This is a genomic window from Lawsonibacter sp. (assembly GCF_022777125.1).
In the GTDB taxonomy this organism is placed as follows: Bacteria; Bacillota; Clostridia; order Oscillospirales; family Oscillospiraceae; genus Lawsonibacter_A; species Lawsonibacter_A hominis.
The window spans coordinates 1-20145 of record NZ_JALFGV010000108.1 but is presented as its reverse complement, the minus strand read 5'-3'; the positions used below and the strand labels follow the sequence as shown (position 1 = coordinate 20145).

General features: G+C 60.5%; 18 protein-coding genes. 6 read left to right on the top strand and 12 right to left on the bottom strand.

What is annotated here, in order from left to right; all coding sequences use genetic code 11:
• Positions 1–50: 50 nt before the first annotated feature.
• Entirely contained in the window at positions 51–428 is a 378-nt protein-coding gene (locus MR825_RS09380) for an MmcQ/YjbR family DNA-binding protein (protein WP_186907174.1), read from the top strand.
• A 103-nt stretch (positions 429–531) separates the two neighbouring features.
• Here the strand turns inward: MR825_RS09380 and MR825_RS09375 are convergent, their stop codons facing one another.
• The 3 genes from MR825_RS09375 to MR825_RS09365 are packed head-to-tail and all read right to left on the bottom strand — an operon-like array spanning position 532 to position 5531.
• Positions 532–2187: a glycoside hydrolase family 13 protein gene (locus MR825_RS09375; RefSeq protein WP_287880357.1), complete on the bottom strand. Its 1656-nt coding sequence runs from the start codon at positions 2185–2187 to the stop codon at positions 532–534.
• On the bottom strand, positions 2174–3727 hold the full coding sequence (locus MR825_RS09370; RefSeq protein ID WP_287880355.1) for a response regulator transcription factor: 1554 nt from the start codon (positions 3725–3727) through the stop codon (positions 2174–2176). Before MR825_RS09370 ends, MR825_RS09375 begins: the two co-directional genes overlap by 14 nt.
• A gap of 4 nt (positions 3728–3731) precedes the next feature.
• Positions 3732–5531: a cache domain-containing sensor histidine kinase gene (locus MR825_RS09365; protein ID WP_186907171.1), complete on the bottom strand. Its 1800-nt coding sequence runs from the start codon at positions 5529–5531 to the stop codon at positions 3732–3734.
• 220 nt (positions 5532–5751) lie between these two features.
• On the opposite strand from MR825_RS09365, the gene MR825_RS09360 reads away from it, so the two are divergent.
• The 4 genes from MR825_RS09360 (at position 5752) to MR825_RS09345 (ending at position 10883) form a co-directional block, all read left to right on the top strand.
• Positions 5752–7077 carry an ABC transporter substrate-binding protein gene (locus MR825_RS09360; RefSeq protein WP_256176504.1) on the top strand — a complete coding sequence of 442 codons (1326 nt, stop codon included), beginning with the start codon at positions 5752–5754 and terminating at the stop codon, positions 7075–7077.
• A 91-nt stretch (positions 7078–7168) separates the two neighbouring features.
• Entirely contained in the window at positions 7169–8053 is an 885-nt protein-coding gene (locus tag MR825_RS09355; protein ID WP_256176503.1) for a carbohydrate ABC transporter permease, read from the top strand.
• On the top strand, positions 8050–8907 hold the full coding sequence (locus MR825_RS09350) for a carbohydrate ABC transporter permease (RefSeq protein WP_287880353.1): 858 nt from the start codon (positions 8050–8052) through the stop codon (positions 8905–8907). The genes MR825_RS09355 and MR825_RS09350 overlap by 4 nt, the downstream gene beginning before the upstream one ends.
• Before the next feature lie 209 nt (positions 8908–9116).
• Positions 9117–10883, top strand: coding sequence for an alpha-amylase family glycosyl hydrolase (locus tag MR825_RS09345; protein WP_256176501.1), 1767 nt, complete (start codon positions 9117–9119; stop codon positions 10881–10883).
• A gap of 468 nt (positions 10884–11351) precedes the next feature.
• Here the strand turns inward: MR825_RS09345 and sigE are convergent, their stop codons facing one another.
• The 6 genes from sigE to MR825_RS09315 all read right to left on the bottom strand — a co-directional run bounded on the left by sigE (position 11352) and on the right by MR825_RS09315 (position 15838).
• The gene (sigE, locus tag MR825_RS09340; RefSeq protein WP_186907166.1) at positions 11352–12074 is read right to left on the bottom strand and encodes an RNA polymerase sporulation sigma factor SigE; all 723 of its coding nucleotides are present in this window, start codon (positions 12072–12074) and stop codon (positions 11352–11354) included.
• A 135-nt stretch (positions 12075–12209) separates the two neighbouring features.
• Entirely contained in the window at positions 12210–13067 is an 858-nt protein-coding gene (locus MR825_RS09335) for a sigma-E processing peptidase SpoIIGA (RefSeq protein WP_186907165.1), read from the bottom strand.
• A 297-nt stretch (positions 13068–13364) separates the two neighbouring features.
• A complete protein-coding gene (locus MR825_RS09330) occupies positions 13365–13703 on the bottom strand; it encodes a DsrE family protein (protein ID WP_186907164.1) in 339 nt (112 codons plus the stop codon).
• A gap of 10 nt (positions 13704–13713) precedes the next feature.
• Complete coding sequence (locus tag MR825_RS09325) at positions 13714–14586, bottom strand: radical SAM protein (RefSeq protein ID WP_186907163.1); 873 nt, start codon at positions 14584–14586, stop codon at positions 13714–13716.
• Positions 14583–15641, bottom strand: coding sequence for a histidinol-phosphate transaminase (gene hisC / locus MR825_RS09320; protein ID WP_287880350.1), 1059 nt, complete (start codon positions 15639–15641; stop codon positions 14583–14585). Before hisC ends, MR825_RS09325 begins: the two co-directional genes overlap by 4 nt.
• On the bottom strand, positions 15638–15838 hold the full coding sequence (locus MR825_RS09315) for a DUF951 domain-containing protein (protein ID WP_186907161.1): 201 nt from the start codon (positions 15836–15838) through the stop codon (positions 15638–15640). Before MR825_RS09315 ends, hisC begins: the two co-directional genes overlap by 4 nt.
• Positions 15839–15976: 138 nt before the next feature.
• Here MR825_RS09315 and MR825_RS09310 point away from each other — a divergent pair, with 138 nt between their 5' ends.
• Positions 15977–16906: a S1 RNA-binding domain-containing protein gene (locus tag MR825_RS09310; protein WP_287880394.1), complete on the top strand. Its 930-nt coding sequence runs from the start codon at positions 15977–15979 to the stop codon at positions 16904–16906.
• Positions 16907–17060: 154 nt separating this feature from the next.
• On the opposite strand, the gene MR825_RS09305 is transcribed toward MR825_RS09310, so the two are convergent.
• The 3 genes from MR825_RS09305 to MR825_RS09295 form a co-directional block, all read right to left on the bottom strand.
• A complete protein-coding gene (locus MR825_RS09305) occupies positions 17061–17447 on the bottom strand; it encodes a DUF3795 domain-containing protein (RefSeq protein WP_256176498.1) in 387 nt (128 codons plus the stop codon).
• On the bottom strand, positions 17444–18697 hold the full coding sequence (locus MR825_RS09300) for a replication-associated recombination protein A (protein WP_287880392.1): 1254 nt from the start codon (positions 18695–18697) through the stop codon (positions 17444–17446). The genes MR825_RS09305 and MR825_RS09300 overlap by 4 nt, the downstream gene beginning before the upstream one ends.
• A 111-nt stretch (positions 18698–18808) precedes the next feature.
• Positions 18809–19582, bottom strand: coding sequence for an S-layer homology domain-containing protein (locus tag MR825_RS09295; RefSeq protein WP_256176497.1), 774 nt, complete (start codon positions 19580–19582; stop codon positions 18809–18811).
• Positions 19583–20145 lie beyond the last annotated feature (563 nt).

The window sequence follows — 20145 nt, the reverse complement described above, 5'->3', positions numbered from 1 at the left end:
ATGGACTTCGTTTATGGTATGCTGGATACGCTGAAAAGGAGGCGGTCTTTATGAATCTTTACCCCTGGCTGGAGGATTACCTGATGGCCAAGCCCGGCGCGGAGCAGGATTTTAAGCTTGAGTGGCAGTGGCAGCGGTATATGGTACGCGGCAAATTGTTTGCCGCGGTATGTACGCCCGGCCCGGAGCACCGGCCCCACGCCGGACGGACCATGGTCATCCTGAAATGCGATCCCCGGCTTGCCGAGGCCTTCCGGGCAGAGTACCCGGATATCGTGCCGGGGTTCTACTCCGATAAGCGCACCTGGAATTCAGTCTATCTGGACGGCGCAGTGCCGGAGCAGGTACTGCGCGACCTGTGCGATATGTCCTACCAGCTGGTGGCGGCCAAGCTGCCCAAGTATGTTCAGCGGGAATTGACCGAATAACGGAAGACGGGAGCCCCGGCTTTGCCGGGGCTCCCGTCAGCGTTTGGGCTGCGCCAGGGATCCAGGCCCTGGGACGCCCGACGCAGCCCAGGACGATGGGAAATCAGGCTCTGACCAGGTACACCCTTGCCTCAAACGGCCGCAGTGCCCACGGGCCCGGTTCCTCATAATTGCAGAACACCGTTTCCAGATATCTGCCATGGGTATCGATCTCAAGCAGCGGCATCCGCTCATCGGTGAAATTGCAGAGGACGTAGAGCGTATCCCCGTTGAGCGAGCGGGTATACCCCAAAATCTTATCGTGCTCCGGCCAGAACGGCATAAAGTCTCCGTCCCGGACGATCGCGTTCTCCCGTCTGAACCGCAGAAGCCGCTTATAGTAAGAAAGCACGGAGCGGTCGTCGCTTTGCTCCTGTTGGGCGTTGATCTCTTTGTAGTTTGGATTTACTCCAATCCAGGGCGTGCCTGTGGTAAAGCCTGCATTGGGAGATGCGTCCCATTGCATCGGCGTGCGCGCGTTGTCCCGGCTCACCCGGTGGATATACCGCATCATTTCATCATGGGTGACACATCCGCCGCCTACCAGGTCGCGATAGGCGTTCCTCGTTTCGATATCCCGGTAATCTCCAAGGGAATCAAACGCCGCGTTGGTCATGCCCAGCTCTTCTCCCTGATAGAGGAATACCGTGCCCTGCATGAGATAAAGGCAAGTGGCCAGCATCTTTGCCGACCGGGCGCGGTATTCCTCCCGCTCGTCACCAAATTTGGAGACTGCCCGGGGCTGGTCATGGTTGCCCCAAAAGAGGCAGTTCCACGCCGCGCCCTTCAGGCCGTTCTGCCAATGGAAAAAGATTTTTTTGAGATCCGGCAGCCAGACGCGCCGGTCGCTCCACTTTCCATAAGGCCCGTCCGTCGTACTGGTATGCTCAAACTGAAACACCATATTCAGCTCGCCCCGGTTGAAGCCGGCATATTTTTTTGCCTCCTCCACCGTAACGCCCGGGCATTCGCCCACCGTCATGATATCGAAGCGGGAGAGGACGCGCTCGTTCATCTCACGCAGGTACGCATGGACATGGGGTCCATTGATACAAAACGGAGACAGGTCGCCGCCCGGCCCGTCCGGCAGCGTCTCGGGTTTGGAGATCAGGCTGATCACGTCCATGCGAAAACCGTCCACTCCCTTATCCAGCCACCAGGTCATCATTTGAAAGACGCTCTCCCGCACGGCCGGGTTGTCCCAGTTCAGATCCGGCTGTTTCGGGGAAAAGATGTGCAGATAGTACATCCCGCTGGGAGCGTCATACTGCCAGGCGGACCCGCCAAACCAGGAATTCCAATTGTTCGGCGGGCCGCCGCTGCGTCCCTCCCGCCAGATGTAGTAGTCACGGCGGGGATTGCCGCGGTCGGCGCGGCTGTGCGCAAACCACCGGTGCTCATCCGACGTGTGGTTGACGACAAGGTCCAGTATGATCCGGATCCCGCGCTTGTGCGCTTCCCGCAGCAGGCACTCAAAGTCTTCCATCGTACCGAAATCGGGCTGTATCTTTTGATAATCGCTGATATCATACCCGTTATCCTCGTTGGGCGAGGCGTATATGGGGCATAACCAAATAACATTGGCGCCAAGCTCCGCAATGTAGTCCAGCCGCCGCAGGATCCCCCGCAGGTCGCCGACGCCGTCCCCGTTCGAGTCCTGAAAACTCCTGGGATATATCTGGTAGACGACGGCGTCCTTCCACCACTCATGCTCTTCCATCCGCAGCATCCTCCTTTTGTGTCCCCGCATGGAAATATTTTCGATAGCTCGCCGCAAAGTAATAGGGGTTTGAATATCCCACCAGGGCCGCGGTCTCTTTTTCGCTCAATCCGTTGTTCTCGATGAGCTCCCTGGCCCTGCTCATCCTGACCCGCAGGAGGAAATCAATGAATGTCTCGCCGGTGCGCTCTTTAAACTGCCTGCTCAGATGGACGTAGTTGATATGATACTGTTGGGAAATCTGCATCAGGTTGATCTCATCCATGTAGTTCGTCTCGATGCGCCGGATGACCTCCTCCACCACATCTGCAGTCGTTAAGGCCCGTTTGGCCGCGATATTCCGGAACACCTGGTCGAAGACCTGACTCAAAAAAGCATCGGCGTCCGCCATCCACTCAATACGGTTGATCCGGTCAATGTAGTTTTCACCGATCGCAGTGGTAATGTTCACTGCATAGCCGGCCCTGCTGCTGCATTTTTCAAGGGTAAGCGTAAAGTCGATCAGCACTTGCCGCATTGCGGGGAGGTAAACGTACTCGGATCGACTCAGCGTTCCAATGATGGACTGCCTCAGCTTTGACGCTTCTTCTTTCTTACAGCGCGCGAGCAGTTCTGTGATCTGCTGCTCGCTGATGACGGGCTCCTCGGGCGCATTCTTATGGGCCTGCGCACTATCGCAGCATATGATTCCTCCCCGCCCGCGGTGGAGGAACCGGAGCGCGGCCAGGGCCGCGTCCAGTCCGCTTCGCAGGCGGGCGATTTCGTTCACTTCTCTGCCGGTCCCGATGCGGAGATCGCCGCCCCACATCGTTTTATAATTTTGAAAAAAAAGACGCAGCCAGTTGTTATAGGCGAGCTTCGCTCCCGCGTTGTATGGGCAGGCAGCCAGGGAAAAAAGGCAAATGATATTCCGATCATCGTGATACGGGTATACCTTTGTTGGATAGGGCGCTTCCGCCGCCAGGCGTTCCAGCGATTCCTGATAGCCTGCCGTACCGCTCTGGCTGATCTCGGGCTGTATGCACGAAATCACGACGCATCGATTCCGGAAGGCATCTTGGTGGCGCAGGCACACTGTCTCAAGCTGTTCCTGCGACGTACGGGCGATGGTCGTCTGGAATACCGCGTCATATGGATCGGCATCCCTTTTCCGGGACAGGCTTTTTTCCGTCAGCCGTTTGGCGGCGGAGCACAGCACCTCGTTGAGCTGGCGCGGATCAATGGGTTTGAGCAGATACTCGGCTACGCGGGCGTGGATCGCCTGACGGGTATATGCGAAGTCGGTATACTCACTGAGTACGATGACTTCGCAGTCCAGCTTCCGATCCTTCATCTCCCGGAGCAGCCCCCGGCCATCACAGACCGGCATCTTCATATCGGTCAGCACGATATCAACGGGCCGGCGCTCCAGGATCTGCAGGGCGCGCGCACCGTTTTCCGCTTCTCCAGCCAATTCCATGCCGAGCTCCCGCCAGCGAATGCTTTGAACGATCCCCCGCCTGATCCAATCCTCATCTTCTACAATCAACACCTGGTACATCGTTTCACCTTCTCACGGCAGTGACCTCGATCCGAATGACCGTGCCGATCCCAAGATCACTTTCCAGTTCCAGAGCGCCCTGCTTGTCATAGAGCAGCTTCAGCCGGGCATTCAGATTGCTGATGCCGATGCCGCCTTCTTTTCCGCCCCCTGCGCCGCTGCAATCCGCAAGATCCGCTTTGATCTCAGCCAGACGCTCCGGCGGTATTCCCTGTCCGTCGTCGGCAACCTCGAACATCAGCCTGTCCTCCTCCATCCAACCCCGGATGGAAATATTGCCCGGCTCCTGACGCTGTTCAAACCCGTGGATAATCGCGTTTTCCACCATAGGCTGAAGAGAAACCCGGGGCAGGAGATAATCCATGACATATTCCGGGACGTCGATGAGAGCATGGAGGCGGTCTCCATAACGGATCTTTTGGATGGACAGGTAGTTTCTGACGTGCTTGATCTCCTCCCGCACCGTTGCAAGGGAATCCTCCCCCTGGATGCTGTACCGCAGGATACTTCCCAGCGCCATTGCCATCGTATTGATTTCCGGCGCGTGGTTCAGCAGCGCAATACTCCCCATGGACTGGAGCACGTTGTAGAGGAAATGCGGATTCATCTGTGCCTGCAGCGCCCGTATGGTCGCCTCCTTTTGACGGATATTCATCACATATTCGTTATGGATGGAGGTCTCCAGCTTGTCCATGAGGTGGTTGAAGCTTTCTCCGAGCTGGGCAATTTCATCCGCGCCGTGCACCTCGACGCGCTGGCTCAGGTTTTGGAGCCCCGAGCGGCCCATAACCGCCGCCAATTCTTCCACTGGCCTGCTGATCGCCCGAGAGGAGACCGTCGTGATCAGAATCGCAATCAGCAGCGCAAGGAGCGCCGTGACCACGATGCTCGTCGATACGGAAAGCGCATCGGCCGTATAGGCCGCCTCCGGTATCAGGGTCATGACATACCAATCCAGATCGGCCGCCTTCGCAGAGACCATCACATAGGTCCGGCCGTCCTCCAGGACTACGTCCTGCTTCGTTTCCCCGCCCAGACGTCCGGCGAGCCGGTCCGGCAGCACTCCCCCGGTCCGCTCCCCTGACGAGTCAAAGATCACCCTGCCCCCGGCGCCTGCGATGTATGTGATCGCCTGCTCGTCCGGACGGATCAGATTCGTCAGCCGCTCCAGATCGCTCAAGTCCACGGTAATAAACATGACGCCGACCGGTTCAAACCGTTTTTCCGTATTGACGATCTTCCGTGCGGCGGTATAGACATAGGGGGGCTGGGACCTGTTGCTGCGCAGGGGAATGTGCAGCTGCGTCGGGAGCATGCGAAGGCCATGCTCCCAGCCGTCAACCCCCTCCAGCTGGGCCAGGTATGTCTCTGGAAGGCCGCACGCCAGATAGCTTTCATAAAATCCCGCTTCATCGCGGGTGGCATAAAACAGCCGTCCGTTCCAGTCAACGAAGATGATGCTGTATAAATCGGAACGGCTGCTCAGCGTCGAGAGAAAGACCGTCTTCATAAGCGCGGCGTCCTGAAAGGTGCTGTGTCCTTCCCGCCGTCCGCGGGTGCGCAGGAACGCTTCAAAGTTCTCATTGAGGTAGATGGATTGAAACAGGTTGTTGAGCTGCGAATAGGACGTGCCCAGCTTTTCCACCCCGGCCTCCACCAGACGGCTGTTCAGCGTCAGCGACTGCTCCCGGATCACCGCAAGCGACTGGCTGTGCGTAATGGCGGCGACGGCAACCAGTGTGGCGGTCATCAGTACTGTGACTACTGCGATCAGTTTATACCGCAGCTTTTTTGCATTCGGCATCGTGCTCCACCACCCATCCGATCGTTCCCGTGTTCCTTGTGATTATAGCAAATCTGCGTTATAAAACAAAGCGTTTTTCGGGCACATCATCCAAGATGCTAAATGATTTCAATCGCACGCTAAATCGTTTCAATGCTTCCGGGCGATTGTCTGCTATAATCATAACTGACGGAGCGGCTGCCGCGCATCACTCAATCATATCAGAAGGAGGTCCCCATAGATGAAACGAAACCTGTCTTTGCTCCTGTGTTTGGCAATGGTGCTGACCCTGTTTGCCGGGTGTTCCGCAAAGCAGGGCGCCAGTGAAACCGCGCCCCCCTCCACGTCTTCTTCCGACCCCGCCCAGGCCGCCTCCAACACCCCCGCTCAGGAGCCGGTGACCATCCACCTTTTCCATCAAAAGCAGGAGGCCCAAGAGACCTTCGCAAAGATCATAGACGCCTTCCACGACGCGTATCCCTACATCACGGTGGAACAGGAAATCGTCACGAACGACCCCTCCGCCATCTTGAAGGCGCGCATCGCCACAGATGAGGTGCCTGATATTTTCCAGGGCGCCCTCGACACCATGGATATCGCCCAGGGCGGCTACATCATGGACCTGGCGGGAGAGCCATTCCTGGACAACATTACGGGCGAGGCGCTGCGCGACGCCTCCTTTACAGACGCGGACGGACACACCTGGGCCATGCCGGTGGACGGCAGCTGCGAGGGCATCTTCTATAACAAGGATATCTTTGCAGCGTATGACCTTACGCCTCCCAAAACCCTCTCCGAGTTTGACGCCCTGCTCGAGACCCTGAGGGACAACGGCGTCACCCCGTTTGCCCTCGGGTTTAAAGACGCCTGGACCATCAAGCCCATCGCTCTGGTCGCGGCTTCGCCTGCGGTCTACGCGATCGATGCCGATTGGAACGCGAAAAAGAGTTCCGGCCAGGCAGCCTTTGCGGATACGCCTGCCTGGACCACCTCCTTTGAACTGCTGAAAAAGGTCTATGAGAACGGCAACACCAAGACCGCCTTCGACACCGATTACAACGGCGCCTGCGCCATGGTGGCCCGGGGCGAAGCGGCAATGATGGTGCAGGGGCTCTGGGCTTTGGAGCCGATCAAGAGCGTCAACCCCGATGTAAACCTGGGCATGATGGCAATGCCGGTCTCCGAAAATCCGGATGACACCAAGCTGTTCCAGTTCCCCGACTTCGGCCTCTCCATCTCTGCCTCCACCCCGCATCCCGAAGCGTGCAAACGATTCCTGGAATTCCTGACCCGGCCTGACAGCGCGGAGCTCTGGTGCAGCACTGCAAAGCTGTTTTCCGCGGTGAAGGGCGTATCGGTGGACTTTGATCCCCTGGCGGCCGATGTCAACGCCTACATTGACGCGGGCATGGTGAGCACACAGGCCGACCGCGGCTGGCCGACCGCCTTCCAGCCGGAGTTCGAGGCCGCTCTTCCGAACTACCTGCTGGACAAGGCCTCTCTGCCGGATATTCTGAACAGCTTGGATTCCGCCTGGGACACCGCAAAAGCGGCCAGCCAGTCCTGACCCTATGGATCAATAGCTGATATGGGCCGGGGCGTGGAGACGCGATACAGGGCGTCCTCCATGCCCCGGCCTTCTTGAAGGAGCGTTGGTCATGCAGCGTACAAAACGCAGGCGCAGCCTTACTTATTTCGCATTCATCCTTCCTGCGATGCTCTTTTTCGTATCCTTTTTTATTTTTCCGTTTTTGAAAAGCCTCTGGCTCTCCTTTACCGACGCCTATGGCTATAACCCTGATGTGCATTTGATCGGGCTTAAGAATTATCAGGAGGCCCTCTCCAATCCGAATTTTAAGAACGCGCTTTGGATCACCCTGAAATACACGCTCTTTGTTACGGTCCTTGCCAATCTGGCCGCCCTGGGCCTCGCCTTTCTCTTGGACGGCAACGTCCATTTTAAAAAGCTGTTTCGGGCCATTTTCTTTCTTCCCAACCTAATGAGCCTCATTATCGTAAGTTTTGTCTGGGTCTTCCTCTACGGCGGCGTGTACCAGTCCTTCGCGGAACTGCTGCAGATCCCGGAGGCGCTTCAAATCAGTTGGCTGGGGAATGAACATATGGCTCTTATCTCCATGGGGATCACCGCGGTATGGCAGTGTGCCGGCTACTATATGCTCATCTACATCGCCGGGCTGCAAAGCGTCCCGCACGAGTTGATCGAAGCCGCACAGATCGACGGCGCCAGTTCCTGGAACATTGTCCGCAAGATCAAGCTGCCTCTGCTGGCCCCCGTTATTTTCATGAATACGATCCTTCTGGTGACCGCCTGCTTGAAAACCTTCGATATCCCGATGGCGATGACCTCCGGCGGTCCTGCCGGCGCGACCACCACGATTGCGCTTCAGATCTACAACACCGGATTTCGGGCCAACCGGACCGGTTATGCGACCGCCCAATCGGTCATCCTATTTCTTATCATCTGCGCCATCACAGCGGTCCTTTCTATCTTCCAGAATCGAAAGGGGGCCAAGGATACATGAACCGCGTGGCTACGCTCCATACGCGCCGGCGGAGCCTGCGCCGCCAGCGGCGCGGCGTTGGGATCACCGTCGTGACCGCCTTAATCGCGCTGGTGTTCTTCTTCCCCGTTCTAATCGCCGTGCTCAATTCCTTCAAGGACAAGGGCGAAATCATTGCCTCGGCCCTCACGCTGCCTCAGGCGCCGACCCTTGAAAACTACCGAACGGTACTGGAGGCGTCCGATTTCCCGACCGCGTTTCTCAATTCCTGCCTGGTTACCGGCGGCGGAATCGTCCTGAACCTGATCGTAAGCACGCTGGCCGGGTACGCGCTGGCCCGCTGGAACTCCGTCTGGGCCGATATCCTGACGCTGCTCTTCCTCTCGTCCATGTTTGTTCCGTTCCACACGATCATGATCTCGCTGCTGACCACCGCCAAGGGCATGCACCTTACCGGTCACATTTACGGGCTCATCCTGATCTACTGCGGACTTCAGTGCCCGATCCCCATCTTTTTAATAAAGGGCTTCGTGGACAGCGTGCCGAAGGAATTGGAGGAGGCCGCCATGATAGACGGCTGCGGCACCGTCCGTCTGTTCTTTTCCGTCGTCCTGCCCATGCTTAAGCCCATCCTGGCCACTGTCGCCGTTTTGAACGCTCTTTGGATTTGGAACGACTTTCTGCTCCCCTACCTGATCCTTGCAAAGCCCGTCACGATTCCGCTCAGCCAGATGTATTTTTACGGTCAGTACAACCAGCAATGGAATCTTATCATGGCTGGGTTTGTTGTCTCCACGATCCCGGTCGTGCTCTTCTTTCTGCTCATGCAGAAGCATATTATCAATGGAATCGCCGCCGGCGCCGTCAAGGGATGACGTGCAAGGATCGCGCGTGGGCGATGTATCTGTTTGGAGCACCCTCACAGGACAAGGGACAACACGCCTCCGGCGAGCCAAGGCCGGCGCCGGCAAGGAAGCGGACGCGGAGAAACGGGATCACGGTAACGCTTGCCCTTGCAGCTCGCCTTGCCCTATTCCAGCCTTCCCCAGCCGCAGCAAGTTCTGACTCAGGTGGTGACGCATCCGTGGGCTATTCTGCCAGCAGCCTAAGCGAAGATGATACCGTTTATATGCTTTTGACCGACCGTTTCTTTGACGGGAATCCCAACAACAACGGTACGCTTGGAGAAGAGTACCGTCCCGGGGACCTGCACTACTACCAGGGCGGCGACTGGGCCGGCCTGACGCAGAAATTGCAGTACATCAAAGACCTGGGCTTTACCGCAATCTGGATCTCCGCCCCCCAGGAGAACGAGAAGTACAGCCGCTCCGGCGACGAGGCCGGATATCATGGTTACTATACCAAAGACTTCAACCGCCCCAATTCGCATTTCGGTACGGAAGCGGAACTCAAGGCGCTTATTGCAGCCGCAGATAATCTCGGTCTAAAGATTATCATCGATGCCCAGCTCAACCATACCGCGGATTACCTGGAGTACCCTTCCACCACTTACTCCCCCGCTGATTACAAACCGGCGGCCCCCTTCGACAATCCCGCCTGGTATCACAACACCCCCAACATCGTAAATTTTGACGACCCCAATGAGGCCCAAAATTACAGTCTTGGCGGCCTGGACGATCTGGCGCAGGAAAATCCAGACTGCTGGCAGGCGCTCATGGATGCCTACTGGAATCCGGACACGGACAGCGGCTGGTTCAGCTATGGCTTTGCCGGCTCCCGGGTCGATGCGGTCATCGAGATTCCGCCGCAGTACCTCGCCCTCTATGAGCAGCACACCGGCAAGCCCAGCTTTGGGGAAGCGTTTACCGGCTCGGTAGATGCCAATGCCGCATTCCAGAATTATATGTGGGGCATGCTCGACTTTCCGCTCTACTTCCAGATGAACAAGGTGTTTTGCAAGGGCGAAGCGTGGGGCGGCGTCAAGTGGGTGCTGGACCAGGATGATAAGTACAACGACACGAACCGGCTCTTCACCTTCCTGGATAACCATGATCGTTCCCGTTTCCTTGCGAATGCGGGCGACAACTGGGCCAAGCTGCGTCTGGCGCTGGCTTTCCAGTATGCCGTGCGCGGTATCCCGGTCGTGTACTATGGCACGGAACAAAATATGGCGGGCGACTTCAAATATACGGAGGACACCATCAATTACTACAACCGTGAGATGATGAGCAGCTTCAGCGAGAATACGACCACCTTTCAGTATCTCCGGCGGCTCAACCGGCTGCGCAGGGAATACAGCGACCTTTTTACGCAAGGCGTACAGCGTGAGCTCTATTACTCTCATGGCGACCCCGTGTATGCGTTCAGCCGCCGAAACGAGAAAAACGGCAATGAATTGATCTGTCTCTTCAACAATTCCGCTTCCGAGCAGACCAGAACCATCACACTCAACCCGGGGGGCGCCAGCTTCACGACCGGTGCCCAGCTCACCGACCTTTTAAATACCGACTCGGTCATTCAAGTCCAGGAGGGGGACGTTCCGAACAGCCGGAGCATCACGGTTACGCTGCCTCCGAACCGCGCAATGATGCTGACCAGCGGCTGCCCGGCCGAATACCATCAGCCCGTCTATACCCAGACCAGGGTCATCATCCATTACGACACCGGATTCGGCAACACCCTTTCGCTCCGCGGCGACACCCTGCCGCTCCATTGGGACTTCGGGCAGAGGTGCGAAAACGTCGACGCCGCTACGTGGCAGTTCATCCTGGAGCGCCCCGTCTCCGGCAACCTGTCGTTCAAGGTCCTCCTGAACGACACGACCTGGGAATCCGGAAATAACCACGTCGTCCAGGCGGGCGGCACAATCGAACTCTGGCCCAGCTTCTGACCCGGCATTGCAGTACGTGACCGATCACGCAGATGGGCGGTCAACGCAAAGGAAGCGACGGGCTCGTCCCGTAAACGATTTGAACGTTACCTCGCCGTCTGCCTGCGCCCCGCAGGTGCGCCATGGTACCCGGGCAGCGCGGAACCCCTGGAGGGTTTGGGGGAGCGCGCAGGCGGAGGCGTGGAAGCAGGTTTCCGCTTCCACGCCTCCGCCTGCCAGGCTGTCGAAACCCCCTCCTGGAGAAGAGCCCCGCAGAGTTGAGTCGTCCGCAGACGACGGAAGGAAAGGAAGTTCCGTCATTTCCGGCGACACGTGCGTCGGAAATGACACCTCTCATGACGGACAGGGCGACTTTTCTGCCAGAATCGAGCCCTGTCCGCCATGTATTCCTCTGTCGAAAAAGGCCAAAGGCCTTTTTCGACAAGCAAAGCCGGGCGGCAGCGCCGCCCGGCTTTGCCTGCACCGGGATCACAGCATTTTTAAAATCTCTCGCTTGAGACGGTTGATGATGCGCTTTTCCAGGCGCGAGATATAAGATTGCGAGATCCCAAGGGAATCGGCCACCTCCTTCTGGGTCCGCTCCGGCCGGCCGTCCAGCCCAAAGCGCATGGTGATGATCTGCTTCTCCCGTGCTTCCAGCTTCTCCATTGCGTCGAAGAGGAGCTTACGGTCCACGTCATCCTCGATCGGCTTCATCACCAGGTCGTTTTCCGTCCCCAGGATATCGGACAGCAGCAGCTCGTTGCCGTCCCAGTCGGTGTTCAGCGGCTCGTCAAAGGAGACCTCGCTCTTCAGGTTCACGATCTTGCGCAGATGCATCAGAATCTCATTTTCGATGCACCGTGAGGCATAGGTAGCCAGCTTGATGTTCTTGGCAGGCTGATAGGTATTCACCGCCTTGATCAGACCGATGGTGCCGATGGAGATCAGATCCTCGATGCCCACGCCGGTGTTTTCGAACCGCCGGGCGATATAGACCACCAGGCGCAGGTTGCGCTCGATGAGCTGGGACTTGACCGCCTCGTCCCCTTCTTCCAGCCGTGCGATCAGGTCCGACTCCTCGTCTCTGGACAGGGGCGGCGGAAGGGTGTCGCTCCCCCCGATGTACATGATCTTTCCCGGCAGCTTCAGCCCCAGCCGTGCCAGGGCCTGCTGCACACGGACGTAACAGCGCAAAAGCCAGGCGCTCATATCCAGCCTCCCAAATCATTCTTTTTCTTCCGCCTCGTTCAGGCCATGGGGACCTGCCCGGCGGCGCGGAACACCGGCGCCGCGTTTGACGCAGAAGGCCCCCCCGCCGGGCGTTTCCCGTGGTCCCGGCAGGATCTATGTACCGATCAGGGCGCTATAGCCCCCGCCGTCGGACAGGCGGTTGGGCGAAAGCGCCACCAGCAGTGTTCCGTAATCCTCCCGGCCCACCCTGGCCCCGTCCAGCCGCAGAGAGAGCAGCATGCCGCACTCCACCCCCACCGCCTGATAGGGCAGCAGGCGGCACCGCCCCAGAAAGCCCGCCTGGGACAAGCGTTCCAGCGCCGCCACCGGGTCGCGCAGGTCCGCTTCGTCCGGCGCCTGCCCGGAGGGAAACAATCCCGCCACCTTCTCCCCCTCCGCCACCATCACTGGGCGGCCCGTAGCCGGGTCCGTCAGGGTGTTTCCGGTATCCACCAGGGCCGTCAATGCCACCCGCCGCCCGTCCAGGGTAAGCACCGCAGGCACCAGCTCCTGCCGTGCGGCGGTGTGGCGGGCGGAGCGTTGGAAGAGCAGGGTGATGACCACGTAGCACCCCGCCGCCGAGAGCAGGATGAGGCGCAGGTCCATGGCGGAGGAGAATACGCCGTTTTCCAGCGTGAGCCCCCTCCCGCCCAACAGCTCCAGGGCCAGGATCCCGCCGGCAAAGGCTGCGGATACCGCGAAGAAGACCAGCGTTACCCGCAGCAGACGGCGGCTTCCCCCATAACCGATCAGCAGGGCCAGGACCGCCGCGGCCAATTTGCACAGGGGATGGAGCAGAAAGCCCATCCCCGGCAGGAAGACGGCGGCGGCGTACGCGCCTGCCAGCGCCGCGCCCAATGCCAGCCGCCCCCGGTGGAGCACCTCGCCCGCCAAACGCCCCGCGCACAGCAGCAGCAGATAATCCACGACAAAGTTGAGCAGGAACAGCGCGTCGATATACACCACCGTCATTCTGCGCGTCCCCCTGTTCGTCCTGTCTGGCCGACGCTCCTTTGTATGCCTGCGGAGCGATGCTCCCGCGCCTTGCCTCTCGCTTCCGCTCACGCGGCATGCGCCGGTATCTTTGCCAGCGACGGCGGCAGCGGTCTCGTCCAGCAGAGATCATTATACGGCAAGCCGCTCTCAAAAAAGGTCAGATTCGGGCCGCGCTGCAAAAAGAAGGTGACAAGCCTTTTAGCTTGTCACCTTCTGCTTTTCCTTATGAATTTCCATATTGCTGCCGCGGTATTGGGCGAATGTGATTTCCCTTTACACGGTAAGCAGCGGGGCACGGGACCGGATGAGGCGGGTCAGCGGTTCGCCCCAGGGGATGACCTCCAATCCCATCTCCCGCAGCTGCTCCTCCACCCCGAGCTCGCGGGCGCAGGAAACGCAGGCAGAGAACGCCACGCCCTGCGCCCGGGCCAGGCGGATGCGCCCGGCCACTGCCGGATCTTCGACCGCCAGCCGTGCGCTCTCCCCCCAAAGGATAACGGTGACCTTCTCCCACCAGCCGTGGGTCAGGCTGTTGACGGCGTACATCAGCACCATTTTATCAAATACCACCGGATCGGCGTTGGTCCAGAGAATATGCAGATGCTCCTCCATCGTCTTTTCCTCACAATCCCCGCCAGAATTCCGGCCGGACGTCTTGTCTGCCCGCCAGCGCCCCGTCCAGGAGCGCCAGCAGCCGTTCCCGCTCCTCCGGCAGGCCGCCCTTGAGCGGCAGGTAATTGGAGGCGTGGTCGCTGGTAAAATGGAGGGGAGACACCTGCAGGCTCTCCAGCAGCAGCCGGGTCTCCTCCAGTGCCTCCCGGGCATCCAGCAGTTGGAATTCCCCCCGCTCCGCCTGACGGGCCAGCGGCGTTCCCGGCGTTGGCAGATAGGTCAGCGCGGACAAATGCCGTGGGCCCATGGCATTGATCAGCGCCGCCGTATCCAGGGCATGGGAGCGGCTCTTCTCCCCCGGTCCGGCCAGGCCGATGAGGACCATGGTCCACAGGTCAAAGCCCGCCTTGACCAGGCGCTGTCCGGCCGTCAGCATCTCCGGGGCCGTCACCCCTTTGTTGACCGCCCGGAGCACCGCGTCGCTGCCGCTCTCCACCCCCAGGTAGAGCCGCACCAGGCCCGCCTCCCGCAGGGCGGCCAGTTCCCCATCCGTTTTCGCCAGGGTACTGCGCGCTCCTGCATAGGCGTTGACCCGCTTCAGCCCCGGGAAGCTGCCGTACAGGCGCTCCAGCACCGCCAGCAGGTCCGCCGTGTCCATGGCAACCGCATCCCCATCGCAGAGGAAGACCCGCTCCACGCCGCCGTAATAAGCCCCGGCCAGGGCGATATCCGCAAAGATCTCCGGCAGAGGGCGCACATGATAGCGCTTGTCCCGATACATGCCGCAGAAGGTGCAGCCGTTGTGGGAGCAGCCCACGGTGACCTGCAGCAGATAGCTGCCGTGTTCTCCGGGCGGGCGGTAGATGCTGCCCTCGTACCTCACCGCACCAGCTCCGACAGGGCGTCGTACAGGGCGTCCATCTCCGTCTGGGTGCCCACGCTCACCCGGAGATGGTTCCGGATGCGGGGCTGATCCCACCAGCGCACCAGAATGCCCCGCTCCCGCAGGCCATCCAGCAGCGCCTTGGCAGGCGCCTTCGGATGGGCGATGAAAAGGAAATTGGACGCAGACTCGCACACGTCGAAGCCCAGTGTCTTGAGCCGGGCCGCGGTACGGTCACGGGTGGCGATGATCTGAGCGGTGGTGGTGCGGAAATAGTCCGGATCCCGCAGGGCGCCTTCCGCCCCCGCCAGGGCAAGCCGGTCCAGGGGATAGGAATTGAAGGAATTCTTCACACAATTGAGCGCGGCGATCAGGTTCTCCTGGGCCAGAGCAAACCCCACCCGCAGCCCGGCCAGGGAGCGGGACTTGGACAGGGTCTGCACCACGACCAGGTTCGGACAGCGGTCGATGAGCTCCACCGCCGACTCCGCGCCAAAGTCCACATAAGCCTCGTCCACCAGGACCACCGCGCCGGGATTGCCCTCCAGTATCCGCCGAATGGCACACAGAGAGAGGGCCCGGCCCGTGGGCGCGTTGGGGTTTGCAAGCACTACCCCGCCGTTGGGGGCCAAAAAGGACTCCACAGGCACCCCAAAGCCCTCGTCCAACGGCACCTGCCGGTATTGCAGGCCGTAGAGCGCGGCAAAGACCGGGTAAAAGCTGTAGGTCACGTCGGGAAAGAGAAGGATCCGGTCCGGGTCAAAAAAGGCCTGAAAGCAGAGGGCCAGCACCTCGTCCGAGCCGTTGCCCACAAAGACCTGGGACGGCTTCAGGCCGCAGGTGGCCGCCATGACTTCCCGCAGCTGGGTACAATCCGGGTCGGGATAGAGCCGCAGCGGCTCGTCCGCCGCCGCCCGGATGGCGGAGAGGGCCATGGGCGAGGGGGGATAGGGGTTTTCGTTGGTATTGAGCTTGATGAATTTCCGCTCCCGGGGCTGTTCCCCCGGCGTATACGGGGTCAGGCCCCGGATACGGCTGCTCCAAAATTCCTTCATTCCTGCGGTGCTCCTTCCGGATTACGGATCCATTTTTTGATGCTCTTCTCCGCCTTGCTGCGCGGGATCATCAGCTCATGACCGCACCCCTGGCAGCGCAGGCGGAAGTCCATCCCCACCCGCAGCACCTGCCAGGTATGGCTGCCGCAGGGGTGCGCCTTTTTCAATTCCAGCATGTCGCCCACATGGATGTCCATGACCGCTCCCCCCTTCCCTGTATCTCTATCATTATAAATTCCAGCCCGCCCGCTGTCAATTCAAGGCTGCGCTGCGCATATAGTGGGCTATCAAGAAAAAAAGCCCATGGACGCTGGAAAGGATTGGTCATCTTGACGATGCGCTTTTTGCCCGAGGGCCATTTGCTCTCTTTGCCGGAACATCAGGCTGCCTGCGCCTCCCCCGCCGCCCTGCGCAGGGCCATGGAAGAGGAAACGATCCTGGAAGGAATGGTGCGCCTGTGCGACGCGGAGCACAACCTGCTGGTGACGGTTGGCCCGTATCAGGGCCGCATCCCCCGCGCCGAGGCCGCCCTGGGCATCACCGACGGCACGACCCGTGAGATCGCCATCCTCTCCCGGGTCGGCAAGCCGGTCTGCTTCGTGGTCACCGCCGTGGAGGAGACCGGCGGTACGGTGCGCCTGACGCTGTCCCGGCGGCTGGCGCAGCAGAAGGCCCTAGACGCCATGCTCGCCCAGCTCTCCCCCGGCCAGGTGATTCCCGCCGTAGTCACCCACCTGGAGCCCTTCGGCGCCTTCGTAGATATCGGCTGCGGCGTGACCTCCATGATCGGGATTGAAGCGATTTCCGTCTCCCGCATCCCCCACCCCGCGGAGCGCTTCTCGCCCGGGCAGTCGATCTTCGCCGCCGTGCTCGACCTGGACCGGCGGGCCGGGCGGGTGTATCTGACCCACAAGGAGCTGCTGGGCACCTGGGCGGAAAACGCGGCCCGCTTCCAGCCGGGGATGACGGTGCCCGGCATCGTGCGGGGCATCAAGGATTACGGCGCCTTCGTCGAGCTGACGCCCAACCTGTCCGGTCTGGCCGAGCTGCGCCCCGGACTGAAAGAGGGCGACCGCTTTTCCGTCTATCTGAAGGCTATCCTGCCCGAGCGGATGAAAATCAAGCTGCTGGCGATCGACGCCCTGCCGCCGCTGGAGAAGCCCGAGCCGCTGGAGTATTTCATCACCAGCGGATCGCTGCGCAAATGGAAGTACGCCCCCGAGGGGTGCAGCAAAGTAGGCGCGGAAACAGTGTTTGCGCCCTGAGCCGGCCCCGATCCGGGCCCTGCGCGCAGGCAGGGACAGGGTCGCCCACAGCCTGCCGCGCCAAATGCAGATACCCGTAGGAGCGGGGGAAGCCCCCGCCCCTACGGGTATTCTTGGATCCGGCCGCCGCACCCGGACGCATGCGGCGCACCTCCTACGGATTGCCGGCGCCCCGTTCGATCAATTCCAGGATCTCCTCCACGGTCTCCGGCACGTCGTAATCGCCGGTCAGACGACCGGGATAGTGGTAGACCAGCCCCGCCCGTTCGTTACGCTCCAGGCAGTCCAGCAGGGCCGTCTCTCCATGCCGCCGGAGGAATTCCACAAAGGCCCGCACGCGCGTTTTCTCCCGAATTTCGCCCGGGCAGGGAAACTCCGGGCATTCCCAACAGCCCGCATGCCCCCGCGCCAGGCCGCACCGGAAGCTTTTGCACCACGCCTTGTCCGGACAGCCCCCGCTGCGGCAGCCGGGGCACCCCTCCTGCTCGCTGCACAGGCAGCAGGCCAAGCCGCAGTAGCCAAAGCCCAGCGTGCGCTTCACGTCCCGCCGCCTTCCCGGCCCTTGATCTCCTCCCAATACCGCCGGGCGGCCTGCTCGGTCTTATTATCTCCGTACTCGTAGTACCGTTTGCCCGCCAGCGCGTCGGGCAGATACTGCTGGCTGACCCAGTGGCCCGGAAAATCATGGGGGTACCGATAGCCCTGCTCCCGCTCCTGCCCCGCCGAGTCGGCGTGCCTGTTCTGAAGGTGCCGGGGGTAGTCCCCGGTCTTGCCCGCGCGCACGTCGGCCATGGCATGGTCCAGGGCGATGTGGGCGGAATTGGATTTGGGCGCGGTGGCCATGAGCACCGCCGCGTCTCCCAGCGGGATCCGGGCTTCGGGCAGGCCCAGCAGATTGGCCGCATCCACACAGGCCTTGACGATGGGGATGATCTGGGGATACGCCAGGCCCACATCCTCACAGGCGATGACCATCAGCCGCCGGCAGGCGGAGATCAGGTCTCCCGCCTCCAGCAGCCGGGCCAGATAATGGCAGGCCGCGTCCGGGTCAGAGCCGCGGATGGACTTTTGCAGGGCGGAGAGGATATCATAATGGTCGTCTCCCGCCCGGTCATACCGCATGGCGGAGCGCTGGGCCGCCATGCGGGCGTCCTCCAGGGTCACCAGAAGCCGGTCCCCTTCCCGCCGGGCGGAGTTCAGCAGCAGCTCCACCGCGTTCATGGCCTTGCGCACGTCCCCGCCGCAGGCGGAGGCGATGTGCTGCTGCACCCCGTCCTCACAGAGCGCCTCCGCCCCCAGCCGCGCCCCCATCAGCCGGACGCCCCGTTCCACGGCGGGCAGCACATCGGCGGATTCCAGGGGCTTGAATTCGAACACAGAGGCGCGGGAGAGCACCGCGTTATAGACATAGAAATAGGGATTTTCCGTGGTGGACGCGATGAGGGTGATCTTCCCGTTCTCCATGAATTCCAGCAGGGACTGCTGCTGCTTCTTGTTGAAATACTGGATCTCGTCCAGATAGAGCAGCACCCCGTCGGGGGCCAGCATGGTGCCGATGTCCCCGATGATGTCCTTGATATCCGAGATGGAGGCGGTGGTCGCGTTGAGCCGGTGCAGGGGGCGGTTGGTACGCTTGGCGATGATATTGGCCACGGTGGTCTTCCCCGTGCCGGAGGGGCCGTAAAAGATCAGGTTCGGAATACTGCCGCTGTCGATGATACGGCGCAGCAGGCCGTCTTTCCCCAGGATGTGGCGCTGTCCCACCACCTCGTCCAACGTCTGGGGCCGTATTTCGTCCGCTCAGGGCCGGTATGGCATGGAAAAGCCTCCCTTATTACTGCAGACTGGAGGAGAACCGAATTCTCCTCCATTCTAACACATGTTCGATTATCCGTAAAGGGGTCACATGGCGGGCAGATTCCGGTTGCTGCGGCTTACCGGGCCGTTGGCGTACAGACGCAGCAGCGTGACCACCGCCTGTTCCCGGGTATAGGTGCCCAGGGCTCCAAACGTGGTCTCCGACGTGCCGTTCATCACGCCCAGCTCCAGCACGGCGGCCACGTCCGCCTGCGCCCAGTCGGCCACGCTGTTCCAGTCGGTCATGGCCGCGGAGGGGTCCGCCGCGTCATAAGCGCCGCCATAGCGCCGGTAGCAGCGCATGAGCATCGCGGCGGCCTCCTGCCGGGTAATCAGGCCGTTGGGGTCAAAGGTGCCGGCGCCGCGGCCGTTGACGATCCCCAGGGCGTAGGCCGCGTTGCCGTAGCCCCGGTCCTCGGGCTTGGCCAGATCGCGGAAGGTCTCCAGCTGACCGCAGAACTGGTTCCACCAACTGCTGGAATTGCCGAAGGGCATCCCGTCCCGGTCCAGCGCGCTGGAGCAGTACACCCCCAGGAAGGAGCCGTCGTCGTCATAGCCGTACTGGAACGCCAGGAAGTGAACCACCATCTGGGCAAACTCAATGCGGGTGACCGAATGCCGCCAGCGGCTTTGCAGGTTGGAAGGGACCATGCCGAGCACGATGGCCTGGGTGACCTCTTCAATCGCCCAGGGCGAGGGCACGTCCTCCGGCAGCACCACCGCGCTTCCGTCGGCAGCGCTGCTGGAGGCGGCCATGGCGGGCGGCAGCGCGCCCACCGTTATTGCAATTGTCATCAGCAGGGCCAAAATACGTTTCACAGGCGTCCACTCCTTGTTTTTACTCTTAAAATAACACGCCCGGCGGCCTTCGTCAAGCTTGCAAAGCCCGCCTCCCTTTTCCTCGATTTGCGCGCGGGCCAGATCTCCGGCGATTTCACGATTGAAAAACATTTACCTGTATGATAACATACACATATGTATAAAAGCGTGATAAATCAGGATCTGAGGGGGAACAGAAAATGAACGATACCATTAAAAGAGCGCTTATTTCCGTCGCTGTATTTGCGGTAATTTACTTTTTGTCGTTGTGTATCGGAGTGCTAAGCCGTGAGATAAGGTTTTTGGGAACCGTAATCGGCACAGGCTGCTATTGGATCGGAAGTAATAAAAGGTAAATCTGGATTTGCAGGGGCAGCCTCATTTTTGAGGCTGCCCCTGCTCAGGCTGTTGAAAACCCCTCCTGGAGAAGAGCCTCGCAGAGTTCCGTCGTCCGCAGACGACGGAAGGAAAGAAATCTCCGTCATTTCCGGCGACATGCGCGTCGGAAATGACACCTCTCATGACGGACAGGGCGACTTTTCTGCCAGAATCGAGCCCTGTCC